The sequence below is a fragment of the Vibrio sp. PSi01 genome (assembly GCF_054960695.1).
In genome coordinates this window covers 33,163-46,583 of sequence record NZ_JBHNYN010000019.1, presented here as the reverse complement: position 1 = coordinate 46,583, position 13,421 = coordinate 33,163, and the positions used below count along the sequence as shown (strand labels likewise).

Below are 13,421 nucleotides of genomic sequence, written 5' to 3'. Positions count from 1 at the left end.
TTTGGGTTCATCACGAGCTTTAGTGATGGAACCGTTACAAGCGCAGATCGGCAAGCTTAATCTGGTCGACGAATGTTGTTCTTGATAATGAAGTGCTACTGAGATGCGAAGTTAAGTAGCTTTCATCTGACTATAATTGACACAAAAAAGCGAGCCACCTGGGCTCGCTTTTGAATTGTTCATGTTCTTGCTTAAGCAATGGCTAGATTACAGAAGTTCTACCGATTGTTGAGCAATAACGAATTCTTCGTTGGTTGGAATAACCATTGCTACTGCACCAAGCATTTCTGACTTAGCAATGATACCTTCAGCGCCAAAGCGAGCTGCTTCATTGCCAGCAACATCTTCAACAAAACCAAGGATCTTAAGGTTGCTTAGGATCTCACGACGAATTGGTAGAGAGTTCTCACCGATACCGCCAGTGAAGATGATGCCGTCTAGAGAGTCTAGCGTTGCAAGGTAAGAAGCAACGTATTTCGCTACGCGGTAAGTAAACACCTCAAAAGCAAGTTTAGCGCCTTCATGGCCCTCTTCCATTGCTTCTAAAATGCCACGAGCATCGCTCGTAAGACCAGACACACCCAGGAAGCCAGACTCCTTGTTTAGAGAGTTAAACACTTGCTCTTGTGACCAACCCTTCTTAAGTAGGTACTCGATAATGCCTGGGTCTAAATCACCACAACGTGTACCCATCATCAGGCCAGAAAGCGGTGTGAAGCCCATTGAAGTATCAACACTGTTGCCATCTTTGATAGCACATACAGAAGCGCCGTTGCCTAGGTGCACAGAGATAAAGCTAGATTCTTCAACCGGCTTGTTCAGCATTTTAGCAGCTTCGCGACTAACGAAGTAGTGGCTAGTACCGTGGAAGCCGTAACGACGCACGCCGAAGTCTGTGTATAGTTCTTTTGCAATTGCACCCGTGAATGCACGTTGTGGCATCGTTTGGTGGAACGCAGTATCAAAAACAGCAAACTGAGGTAAAGAAGGGAAAGCTTCAATCGCAGCGCGGATACCGATAGCACCTGCTGGGTTATGAAGTGGAGCTAGATCTGATAGGCTTTCAATTTCGTTCGTCACTTCTTCAGTAATACGAACAGTCTGTGTGAACTTCTCGCCACCGTGTACGATACGATGACCAATAGCAACGATATCTTGTGTGAAGCCCAGAGCTTCCATCAGGCCAACCAATTTGCCAATGGCAATTTTGTGGTGGTTATCTTCACCTTGAATGGCAATTTCAGTTTTCTCGCCTTGATATTTCCAGCCCATACGAGCATCTTCAAGACCAAAACACTCCCCTAGGCCACTTAATACTGCTTCACCAGAAACAGAATTGATTACAGCAAATTTAAGGGATGAACTACCCGAGTTAATAACCAGAACAAACGAATTAGACATTGGATATGGATCCTGTTTCAGTACGAATTGGATGAAGTGTTAACTTCAATTTTAGTTAAGCCCATTATTCAATAATTTTTGAATCTTTCAACTTTTGTTTTGAAAAAATCACTAAATGAACACAATTAAGTTGATCTTCGTCATCAATCTATTTATTTCGAGATCGAAATTAAAAAATAGTTGAATAAAAAGTTCATAAAAAACTGAAGCAAACGAGTGCGAAAATTATTTTTAGCCTAATTCAGTGAATTTGAGTAACTCGAACGAAACTCAATAATCATGGAATAAATTGGTGGAACACGTCACTTTACCCGATCCTTACTTGCTGAGGGTTGCCTACTATTTATTCCCCTTATCAGTGCTTACTTCAAAAACACAAAATTAAGATAGTGAACAATGAACGACACAATCAGATGCTTTTCTTCAATGACTACGAACTCAACCGTACGCATAACGCTCTAGGCTGTGGTTAGATAGCTTCTACTCATTGTACCCACCACCTTGTAGCACGATATTTAAGTGTAGGCTTAGAACGCAATACAGCTAGGTTAATGCGCTACAAGCTGAGTTAACTGCTTTTGTTGCTAAACCAACCGCCGTCATAGCTAACCATCTCATTCACATACCCCATTTGAGTACAAGGTGCACCCGCTATAACGAACGAGCACGCACAAAAAAGCCGAGCATTACGCTCGGCTTTTAAATTCAGTGTTTGGACTAAAGCATTTATGCTTAAAGTCTACGCTACAGGTTGATTAACCTTCGCTGCGCTCTGGACGACGACCACGGTTGCCGCCATTAGCGTTACCATGACCACGTTCGCCACGGAAGTTACCACGGTGATCGCCACCACGGTTACGGTCAAAGCGACGTTCGCCATCACGACCACCAGCAGAGTTACCATCACGTGCACCGTCACGGTTGCCACGGTAGCCACCACGACCGCCATTGCCACCTTCACGGTTACCACCTTCGCGATTACCGCCTTCACGATTACCACGGTAGCCGCCGCCATCACGACCGCCACGACCGCCATCACGACCGCCACGGTTGCCATCACGACCACCGCCGCCACGACGAGGCTCACGGAAGTCATTGAAATCAACAACTACAGCGCCAGCTTCTTTTTGGCGAATACGAAGTTTGCTTAGCTTACCAGCAGTTTCAGAGTTCATTGCTTTTGGCAGTTGAACGTAAGTAGAACCTTGGTCAAGCTTGATAGCACCGATAGAACCTTTAGTTAGGCCAAGTTCGTTTGCTAGTGCGCCAACAATGTCTTTAACCTGAACACCTTGCTCACGGCCAACTTGTAATTGGTAAGTATCCCAATCTTGCGTATTGAAGTTGCGACCACCACCGTCACGGCCGTTATCACGATCTTCACGACGCTCTTTACGACGATTCTTATCACGCTCAATAGCAGCAATCATTGGGTCTTCGCCAACGTAGAATAGTGGGCTCTTACCTTGCTGACGTTTAAGAAGCATTGCAGCTAGAGTAGCAGCATCAACTTCTAGAGATTCTTGAAGAGTAGAGATAAGACCTGCAAAGTTTTCTAGTGCTTTGCTTTCTTTCTCTGTTTCAAGTTCAGCGCCAAGCTTAGCAACACGTGCAGCAGCAACTTGGTCACGTAGAGGAAGTTGGATTTCTTCCATAGATGACTTAGTCACGCGCTCGATAGTGCGAAGCATACGGATTTGGTTTGTGCGAACTAGTAGGATCGCTTTACCTTTACGTCCAGCACGGCCTGTACGACCAATACGGTGAATGTAAGATTCAACATCGAATGGGATGTCGTAGTTAAATACGTGAGTGATACGTGGAACATCAAGACCACGAGCTACAACGTCAGTTGCAACTAGGATATCGATAACACCTTGTTTGATGTGATCAACAGTGCGCTCACGTAAAGACTGAGGAATATCACCGTGCAGTGCAGCAGCCTTGAAGCCACGTGCAGATAGCCAATCAGCTAGACGCTCAGTGTCTTGACGAGTACGTACGAATACGATTGACGCGTCAGTTTCTTCAGTTTCTAGAAGACGAGACATTGCTTCGTCTTTTTCTACGCCTTTAACAACCCAGAAATTCTGCGCTACTTTGTCAACTGTGTGGTTAGTACCAGCAACGTCAACTCGTGCAGGGTTACGTAGGTAACGGTCAACAATAGTCTTAACCATTGGAGGCATAGTTGCAGAGAAAAGTACACGTTGTGCAGTTTCTGGAGCTTGCTCAAGAATCCAAGTAACGTCATCTACAAAACCCATTTTTAGCATTTCATCTGCTTCATCAAGAACAAATGTGTGCGCTTCATCTAGGTGTAGACGGTCACGAGTTAGTAAATCTTTAACACGACCTGGAGTACCAACAACAATGTGAGCACCGCGGCTTAGAGCACGCATTTGGTCAACAATTGAAGCACCGCCATAGATTTCAAGAACTTTAAGACCGTTGATGTCACGACCTAAGTTTTTGATTTCTGCAGCAACTTGAATCGCTAGCTCACGAGTAGGAGCCATGATGATTGCTTGTGGTTTGTGTTGGTTCAGGTTGATTTTGTTAAGCAAAGGCAGAGAGAATGCTGCTGTTTTACCAGTACCAGTCTGTGCTTTACCTAGTGCGTCACGACCTTCAAGAAGAAGAGGAATAGCTGCTGCTTGGATTGGAGTTGGAGAAACGAAACCCATGCTATCAAGAGCTGAAAGAATGTTATCGTTTAGGGCTAATTCATTAAATTGAATTACAGATTCGGACATTGGGATCCCACTATATATAAGTAAACAAAAGGTCCCGGGAGCTCTATCAATTCCAATACTGATCCAATCAGATACTGATTCCATTCAGAGTTACGAAGCAGTAATAAAACACTTCAAGCCATTAGGGACGTCTAAGGGAGGCGGATTATTCCCTAAATGCATAAAAAAAGCCAGAAAAAATTGAAATACATCACATATTTTTCGGTTTTATATCAATACTGGTTATCATATCGTCAAAACTTGATGAATATCTCGTCATCGAGTTTCTGCTACGTCGAATTGATAGAGTTAAATAAGTGGGCAATTAATTTCAGTCCACTTCGGCTTTAAGTAGTAATCAGCTCTCGCAATGATTATAGTGTGCTCAATTGCCCTCGTTAGATAAAAGTAAGATGTTTCAAGATAATCCTCTACTCGCTCAGCTAAAACAGCAAATCCAAGAAACCCTCCCTAAAAAGGAAGGTACGATCAAAGCCACTGAAAAAGGGTTTGGTTTTCTCGAAGTCGATAGCAAAACAAGCTTCTTCATTCCGCCTCCATATATGAAAAAATGTGTACACGGCGACAAAGTCATTGCAATCATTCGTACAGAGAAAGAACGCGAAGTAGCCGAACCAGAGGAATTGGTTGAACAAGGTCTTACTCGCTTCATCGCACGAGTGAAGCTTTTCAAAGGTCGATTGAACGTTGTTCCTGATCACCCGCAACTGAAAAAGCTGCAACTAAAAGCAAAAGCTAAGAAAGGCTTAAACCCTGAAACGCTAAAAGAAGGCGACTGGGTTGTCGCTCACATCGTTCAACACCCATTAAAAGGTGATAACGGTTTCTTAGCTCAGATCTCAGAGAAAATCACCGATGCCGATGACAAAATCGCGCCTTGGTGGGTAACGTTGGCACAAAACGACCTACCAAACAGCGAACCTGAAGGCATCGACAACTGGCAAATCAACGATGACGCAGATCTTGAACGCGTAGACATGACGCACGTACCTTTTGTGACCATTGATGGTGAAAGCACGAAAGATATGGACGATGCCCTTTACGCCAAGAAGAAAGAGAACGGTGATTTTGAACTGACTATCGCGATTGCTGATCCAACGGCTTACATCTCTCCAGATGATTCTATGGATAAAGTCGCTCGTGAACGTGGCTTCACGATTTACCTACCAGGTCGTAACATCCCAATGTTGCCTCGTAACTTGGCTGACAACTTATGTTCGCTAATAGAGAACGAAGTTCGCCCTGCACTTTGCTGCACAGTAACAGTGTCTAAAGACGGTGTTATCGGTGATGACATTAACTTCTTCGCTGCGAACATCAAATCTCACGCGCGTCTTGCTTACGATCACGTATCTGACTGGCTAGAAACAGGCACATCAGAGAAATGGCAGCCATCAGAAGAGATCGCTGTGATTGTTTCTGACCTTCACCAATTTGCACAAGCACGTTCAGCATGGCGCTCTACAAACGCTGTTGTGTTCCCAGACCGCCCTGACTACCGCTTTGAGCTTAGCGAAGATAACGATGTTGTCGCTATTCACGCAGACATGCGTCGCAGTGCAAACAAGTTAGTTGAAGAATCAATGATCAGCGCGAACATCTGTGCAGGCCGAGTACTAAAAGAAAGCTTTAACCAAGGTGTGTTTAACTGTCACTCTGGATTTAAAGCAGAGAAATTAGCAGACGTTCTAGAACTGGTTAATCCAGAAGCCGAAACACCATTTACAGAAGAGCAGATCGTTTCTCTAGAAGGCTTCGCAACTTTGCGTCGTTGGTTAGGTTCTTTAGACAACAGCTACTACGACAACCGTATTCGTAAATTCCAAGCGTACAGTGAGATCAGCAATGAACCTGCGCCACACTACGCTATGGGTTTAGACATTTACGCAACTTGGACTTCTCCAATTCGTAAATACGGTGACATGATTAACCACCGCATGCTTAAAGCACACATCCTAGGTAAAGCGCCAATTCAAACGCCAGATGAAACGATTGGTGATGAACTTGCTCTGCACCGTCGTCACCACGGTATGGCTGAACGTAATGTGGGCGATTGGTTGTATGCTCGCACTCTAGCAAACGCTCCGGCAAACGAAACTCGCTTCCAAGCTGAGATATTCGATATTAACCGTGCTGGCATGCGTGTTCGCCTACTTGAGAATGGTGCTGCCGCGTTTATCCCTGGCTCTCTCATTATTGATAATAAAGAGAGAATCGAGTGCAACAGTGATTTGGGTACTGTATCTATCGATAAAGAAATGGTATACAAACTGGGAGACGTTTTAGAAGTAGTTCTCTCAGAAGTTAATCAGGAAAACCGTAACTTAGTAGCAAAGCCTACTCAAGTTTTTGCGGACTTGCCTAGCGAGCCTGAAACGACAAATGAAACCGAAGCTTAAGAGCTTTAAAGGTTAGGCTTGCAAGTTTAGTCTTTCAAGGTAAAAAGCTTCAAAGGTTCACTTCTAAAGGCGCTAATAAATAGCGCCTTTTTTGTAAATATCTCATGCTTAAACAATACTAAAACCAATAAGCAACTCGTTTACAACGTCAAAGAAGCGTACTATGTCATCGATTACAGTTACTCAATTCAGAAACTTTATTCCCAGGAAACGTGAACGTTACCCTGCCTCTAAAAACGGTATCTTCATCGTATCCAAAGGCAGCATCTCTTTTACGCTGCCTAATGGCAACGAGGCTTCGTTGCAAGCAGGCGATTTCACTCTTTACAATTCAGGACAGATTAAAGACGTCAATATAAATACTGAAAATGGTGAATTCAGTGCGACTTGTTTAGATTTTGATTTAACTATTTTTCAGAAGTTCATTAATCAGTTTAGTGATTTAGAATCCACCCGGATCCCAGATAAATACATTAAGTTCAACAAAACTGACACGGATATATGTCACTTAAAAGAACTCATCCTTTCCCTTGCTAATGCACCAACTCAAAACGACTATGCTCTCACCCAATTAGGTTTAAGCCTATTGTCGCTGATGGTAGAGCAATACCCGGCTTTACTCATGATTATCGCTCGTGCTTCTAGCTTGACCGTGACACAAAAGGTCATCCATTACATTGAACAGAACATAGAAAATAATATCTCTCTCGATACTCTAGCCAGTTATATGGGGATGTCACCAGCCACACTTAAACGCCGTTTATCGGCCGAAGACCTTTCCTTTTCAAATCTCTTGAAAATAAAGCGCATTGCCCATGCTGCTACTCAGCTCAGAACATCGAACAAATCGATTACTCAAATCGCTTACGAATCTGGATTTAAAAGCGCGGCACACTTCAGTACCGCTTTTAAAACCTATCATGGCAAGACTCCAAAAGACTTCCGTTCATTGATTACACAAGCACAGATGCAAAACATGAAGCCGCAAGTTTAGAAGGTTGAATAACATCATTATTGGGAGTATGAGGAAGAGTTCAGCTTTTGGTATCAAGTCGTTAGTGCGCCATTAGCGAGCATATAAGCAGATAGTTAGGACCAAAAGTACGATTTAGGATCTTTTTCTATTTCAGCCAGAATAGCATCAAGATCCTTTGATTTCGCGAGGTAAGGATAAGGCCCCCAATTTACAGAGTCACTTTCCGAATCATCCTCAAGCGGCACCGTGACCAACCAGCATGATAACGATTCATCAAAAGTCACACAGGCAATGTCGTTTGTATAATCACTGTGGGAAGAGTCAAGCAAATAATGCGCCTGAGAAAACAGCACACCGCCCTCACATGCTTCATAGAGGGATTTGCCTAGCTCCACAGGTAAACTGCGATTGCGAGAAGTACAGAGCCTTTCAGCCCCAATTAAAAGACGATTCAGTTCTATATGAATGACGGACATAACACCCCTTGCGACTTCCTAGAGCCCCCTAAGTAGCGAGTTCATTTACTTAGCTTAGAACTCAACAAACATTTTAGCGAATAAGCTCAAACAAAATACCCGTCTTGCTCTCATAAACAAAGCTACCTCCTATGAACCCATCAAACGGTTAGCGACAACGACAACTTATTTACACAAGGCTATCTTAAGCCAAGCTCGCTCTTATAAGCCCGCCTAGCCGTCATGCCGCACACGAATAGAATTTCACAAAAGTGTCATATAACCAACCTATGATATGCGACAAATGTTATTAACTAGGAGTTGTTTATGTTACGAGTCGCGCTAGCCTCTCTTTTATCCTTAGCCCTGTCTTCTCATGCTGCTTTTGCACAAGAAACCAATATTTCGGGCTCCACTTCTGTAGCGCGAGTTATGGATGTATTAGCAGAGGAGTACAACAAGACTCACCCTGACAACTATATTGCAGTTCAGGGTATTGGCTCTACAGCCGGGATTACGATGGTGAATAAAGGTGTATCTGAGATCGGTATGAGCTCACGCTACTTAACCAACCGTGAGCAGAACGAAAAATTGAAGGTGTTCCCAATCGCCTTTGACGGTCTAGCGGTTGTAACCAATCGTTCAAATGCTGTAAATAACGTTACCCGTGAGCAATTGTTTGATATCTACAAAGGCAAAATAACGAACTGGAAAGAAGTCGGCGGTGCAGATCAACCTATCGCGGTTGTAACTCGTGAAGCATCTTCCGGATCTCGTTATAGCTTCGAAAGCTTGCTTGGTTTAACTCAAATCATTAACGACCGTCTAGTGTCTGATATCAATCCAAATAACTTGGTTGTAAACAGTAATAGCATGGTAAAAACGATTGTTAACCATAACCCACATGCTATTGGTTTTATCTCTGTTGGTTCTATCGATCGTTCGATCAAAGCGATCACCTTTGAAGGCGTTGAGCCAACCTCAAAGAACATTGCTAACCACAGCTATGAATTGGCTCGCCCATTCTTATTACTACACAAATCAGACTCTGTTTCTGACGAGAGTAAAGATTTCATTAAATTCGTGAAGTCAAAACAAGGGCAAGATCTTATCGAAGAGTACGGTTATACACGTATTAAGTAACGACTCTTAGATAGAGTAAATGCGAGATATCGTATAAACAAAAAGAGAGAGCACTAAGCTCTCTCTTTTTTGAATCTATAATCTTTATTTAAGAGTTATACCACTTACAACAAAGTACTAAAAGTGCAGTTGGATTACCGAAACAATCACAGCACCAGGGCGACGAACACCTTCGATTTCTACACGAATTTCGCGTTCAATCTCTAAGCCTTTCTTAATTGGCGTCACTTTCGTTAGCGTACTTTTAGCGCGAACATTACTACCTGACTTTACAGGGTATGGAAAACGTACTTGGTTAAGACCAATGTTTACAACCATCTTCGCTGTTGGGAATTGAGATTTGTCCGGGTCAACACTGTCTGTCAATCGAGGAAGCAGCGATAACGTTAAAAAACCATGTGCGATGGTTGTTTTGAACGGAGAGTCTGTTTCAGCCTTAGAAGGTTCAGTATGGATCCATTGCATATCTTCAGTAACAAGGCCGAATTGATTAATACGGTCTTGACTAACATTGATCCAGTCACCAGTATGAATCACTTCACCAATCTGCTGTTTAAGCTCATCAAACACAAGTTGTGCTTCGGGCTTTAGCACGATTGGCTGCTCAATTGGCATCTCTGGTGCATCTTCGTTTACCGCTGGTTTGTGGTGATCACGAACCCACGCGAAAAAATGGCTGTTTTGCGTACGGTTTAGAAAGTCGCCCCAGTAATCTCTAAGAGCTGGAGACATCCATTGCATAAACTCTGAGTGTTGCGAAGACATGCTATCGCCTCGGTGTTTAAATAAATCAATGACTTTCATAAGAACCTCAATGCACAGAAAATTTCAATATAACTTCGTAATTTTGAAACACTTCACACTATTGTGCAAATGTTTTCGAGCATACACCCGTTAGCTGAACCTTGATATTTCCTTAATAAACAACAACTTAATAATAAAACATCATTTTATTACAAAACCCAAATTAGAGCATTAGCTCTATCACATAGTAAACATTTGATTATATAAATAGCGTTTTTATTCACATGTGGAATAAAAAAGGCTTAGCGCAACACTAAGCCTTTTGTAGAAATGAGCTTACAAGGAGTTAATATCCAACGATTAACTCACAAGTAGTCAAATTCCTTACTCATCATCCAATGGCACTAACTTAGTATTACCACCGTGTGCCTTTTCACGCTTACGTTGCACGAATGCATAGAAGCCAGGGATTAGGAACGTACCGGCGAGTAGCACACATAACAGACCACCAATCAATGAAATACCCAGAGAGTTCTGACTTACATGACCTGCGCCCGCAGCGAAGATGAGTGGGAATATGCCAAGGATAAATGACCAAGAGGTCATGTTCACAGCGCGGAAACGCAATGTACCGCCCTTAACAGCCGCATCTTCGATTGATGCATCTTTCTTTTCACGTTCAACTTTCGCGAACTCCACAATCAAGATCGCGTTCTTCGCGGCCAAGGCTATCAAGAGTACCAAACCAATTTGTGCATAAAGGTTCAGTGGTGTACCGGTTAAATTCAGCGCTAAAAAGGAACCTAAGGTTGCGACAGGGACCACTAAGATAATCGCAATAGGTATTGTCCAACTCTCGTACTGAGCCACCATAAACAGGTAGATGAAGATCAGTGCCAGCGCAAATGCAAAAATAGCTTGGTTGCCTGCCAGTACTTCTTGGTAAGCCATACCGGTCCATTCGTACTGATAACCCTGAGGTAAGACATCAGCGGCCACACGCTCCATTGCTGCAATCGCATCACCACTTGAATAGCCCGGTGCAGGTTGCCCTTGAATCACCGCACTGCGGTACATGTTGTAACGCCATGCTACATCAGGTTCGAAGATCTGATCGTAGGTCACCAAAGTGCTTAGCGGAACCATTTCACCGTTAGACGAGCGTACATGGAAACGTTGCAGGTCATCCATACTGCTACGGTGTTCGCTGTCAGCTTGCATGGTTACACGGAAATTCTTACCAAACATAGTGAAATCATTCACGTAAAGAGAACCAAGGTTACCTTGTAGCGTTTGGAAGATTTCCGACAACGGAATACCCAACTGCTGTGCTTTCTCACGGTCAATATCAACATAGTAGTGAGGCACGTTGGCACGGAATGTACTGAATGTGTGTGAAATCTCAGGCTGTTTCGTGGCCTCAGCAATCACGTCATTCATTACCATTGCCAAATCAGTGCGGCTTCGACCTAGTGTATCTTCAAGAACAAACTCAAAACCAGATGCTGCACCCATGCCAGGTACCGCAGGAGGCCCCATAGCAAAAACAATCGCTTGAGGTAATTCAGTTGCTGCTCGGCCATTAATACGACGAGAAATAGCAGAAGCTGAGTGCTCACCCTCTAATGCGTTGCGCATATCCCAATCGTGAAGCTTGATAAATAACGACGCACCATTTGACGCGGAAGCACCCGTCATGAACGCGTAACCATTAACCAGAGTCACACCATCAACACCCGGCTCTTGCTCTACCATCTCGAGTAATTGCTCTGTCACGTCTTCAGTACGAGATAACGATGCCGCATCCGGTAGTTGTACGTTAACTAGCAAAATACCTTTATCTTCTTGAGGTACGAACGCTGTAGACGTCGTCTTCGCAAAGTAAGTAACGGCAGCCAATGCAACAACAAAGAAGGTAAATAGCAGAACACCCTTTTTCACAAGGAAGCCAGCGATTTGACCATATTTGTTAGTCACATTTTCTAAACCACGGTTAAACGCTTGGTACCAACGTGCCGTGTTACCCCCCCCCTGCTTAAGGACCAGCGAACACAGTGCAGGAGAAAGCGTTAGTGCGTTAATAGAAGAGATAACAACCGCAATACAGATAGTCAGAGCGAATTGACGGTACATGATACCAGTGATACCTGGCAGCATAGCTACAGGTATGAAAACGGCTAACAGAACCAAGGTTGAAGTTACGATAGGACCGGTTACTTCCTTCATCGCAATCAGTGTGGCTTTACGTGGGGAGATCGTCGGATCTTTGGCCATGGTAGTATCAACGTTTTCGATAACCAAGATCGCATCATCTACTACGATACCGATCGCTAAGATCAAACCAAACAACGTCACGGTGTTGATAGTAAAGCCTGTCATCTGCATGATCGCAAAAGTACCAATCAGAGATACCGGAATCGCAACCACTGGAATCAACGTCGCACGGGCACTACCTAAGAATAGGTAAGTCACCGCGATTACCAACAAAATAGCTTCGATTAGCGTCTTAACTACCCCTTTGATCGATTCAGCAACGAAGACCGTGGTGTCATAACTCGCTTCATAAGCAACGCCTTCAGGGAAGTTTTTGCTTAAATTGTCCAGCATTGCCATTACCGCCTTACCACTTTCCAACGCATTTGCATCAGATTGTAGAGAAAGCGTTACGATTGAAGCATCTTGACCTCGGTATTTACCGTTGCCGTCGTAGAACTTTTTACCCAGTTCAACACGTGCAACATCTTTTAGGTAAATACTTGAACCATCTTGATTTGCTCGTAGAACAACGTTTTCAAATTCATCAGCCGTTTCTAATCGGCCTTTTGTTACCAAGTTGAACTGAACTTCCTGCGGGTTACTGTAAGGTGCAGCACCAATTCGTCCAGCAGCCACTTGAACGTTCTGTTCAGCCAACGCGCCATAAACATCTGATGTAGTTAAATTTAGGTTAGCCATTTTCTCAGGGTCTAACCAAACACGCATCGAATATTCACCACCACCCAACACGTTCACTTCACTAATTCCCGACACACGAGCCAATTGGTCTTTAATGTTTAAGTTTACGTAGTTAATTAGGAACTGATCGTCGTACTCACCGTTTGGCGAGTAGAAGTTCAATACCATCAACAAGTCAGGTGAACGTTTCTTAACTGTTACACCCACCATTCTTACTTCTTGGGGAAGTTTCGATTCGATTTGGGCAACTCGGTTCTGAACGTTGACCTGAGCCATATCGGCATCAGTACCCACGTCAAAGGTCACGTTAAGGTTGTACGAACCATCATTAGCACTTTTAGAAGACATATAGATCATATCTTCTACGCCGTTAACCGACGTTTCTATGGGGTCGGCTATAGCCTGTTCTACAACTTCAGCACTTGCACCTGTGTAGTATGCTGACACGCTAACAGAAGGTGGGCTAATTTTTGGATATTCAGCCACAGGCAAGATAGCGAGAGAAATCGCACCTGCCAGTGTCAATATAATGGATATTACAAGGGCAAACTTAGGCCTTTGAATAAAGAAACGACTTAACATAACTACGCCC

The 13,421-nt window shown here is 43.6% G+C and carries 8 protein-coding genes; 3 read left to right on the top strand and 5 right to left on the bottom strand.

What is annotated here, in order from left to right:
- Positions 1–207: 207 nt before the first annotated feature.
- Positions 208–1,401: an acetate/propionate family kinase gene (locus ACFI6G_RS19210; protein WP_016789633.1), complete on the bottom strand. Its 1,194-nt coding sequence runs from the start codon at positions 1,399–1,401 to the stop codon at positions 208–210.
- Between the two features lie 755 nt (positions 1,402–2,156).
- Positions 2,157–4,241 carry a DEAD/DEAH box helicase gene (locus ACFI6G_RS19205; protein WP_081275272.1) on the bottom strand — a complete coding sequence of 695 codons (2,085 nt, stop codon included), beginning with the start codon at positions 4,239–4,241 and terminating at the stop codon, positions 2,157–2,159.
- Between the two features lie 308 nt (positions 4,242–4,549).
- Here ACFI6G_RS19205 and rnb point away from each other — a divergent pair, with 308 nt between their 5' ends.
- Complete coding sequence (gene rnb, locus ACFI6G_RS19200; RefSeq protein WP_102270052.1) at positions 4,550–6,556, top strand: exoribonuclease II; 2,007 nt, start codon at positions 4,550–4,552, stop codon at positions 6,554–6,556.
- 163 nt (positions 6,557–6,719) lie between these two features.
- Entirely contained in the window at positions 6,720–7,550 is an 831-nt protein-coding gene (locus ACFI6G_RS19195) for a helix-turn-helix domain-containing protein (protein ID WP_010431023.1), read from the top strand.
- Positions 7,551–7,645: 95 nt separating this feature from the next.
- On the opposite strand, the gene ACFI6G_RS19190 is transcribed toward ACFI6G_RS19195, so the two are convergent.
- The gene (locus ACFI6G_RS19190; RefSeq protein WP_010431025.1) at positions 7,646–8,008 is read right to left on the bottom strand and encodes a DUF3024 domain-containing protein; all 363 of its coding nucleotides are present in this window, start codon (positions 8,006–8,008) and stop codon (positions 7,646–7,648) included.
- Positions 8,009–8,314: 306 nt separating this feature from the next.
- On the opposite strand from ACFI6G_RS19190, the gene ACFI6G_RS19185 reads away from it, so the two are divergent.
- Positions 8,315–9,130 carry a phosphate ABC transporter substrate-binding protein gene (locus ACFI6G_RS19185; protein WP_010431028.1) on the top strand — a complete coding sequence of 272 codons (816 nt, stop codon included), beginning with the start codon at positions 8,315–8,317 and terminating at the stop codon, positions 9,128–9,130.
- A 117-nt stretch (positions 9,131–9,247) separates the two neighbouring features.
- Here ACFI6G_RS19185 and ACFI6G_RS19180 read toward each other — a convergent pair whose 3' ends face one another.
- Together ACFI6G_RS19180 and ACFI6G_RS19175 are read right to left on the bottom strand one after the other, a co-directional pair.
- Complete coding sequence (locus tag ACFI6G_RS19180; protein WP_010431031.1) at positions 9,248–9,934, bottom strand: MaoC family dehydratase; 687 nt, start codon at positions 9,932–9,934, stop codon at positions 9,248–9,250.
- 324 nt (positions 9,935–10,258) lie between these two features.
- On the bottom strand, positions 10,259–13,411 hold the full coding sequence (locus tag ACFI6G_RS19175; RefSeq protein WP_372031896.1) for an efflux RND transporter permease subunit: 3,153 nt from the start codon (positions 13,409–13,411) through the stop codon (positions 10,259–10,261).
- Positions 13,412–13,421 lie beyond the last annotated feature (10 nt).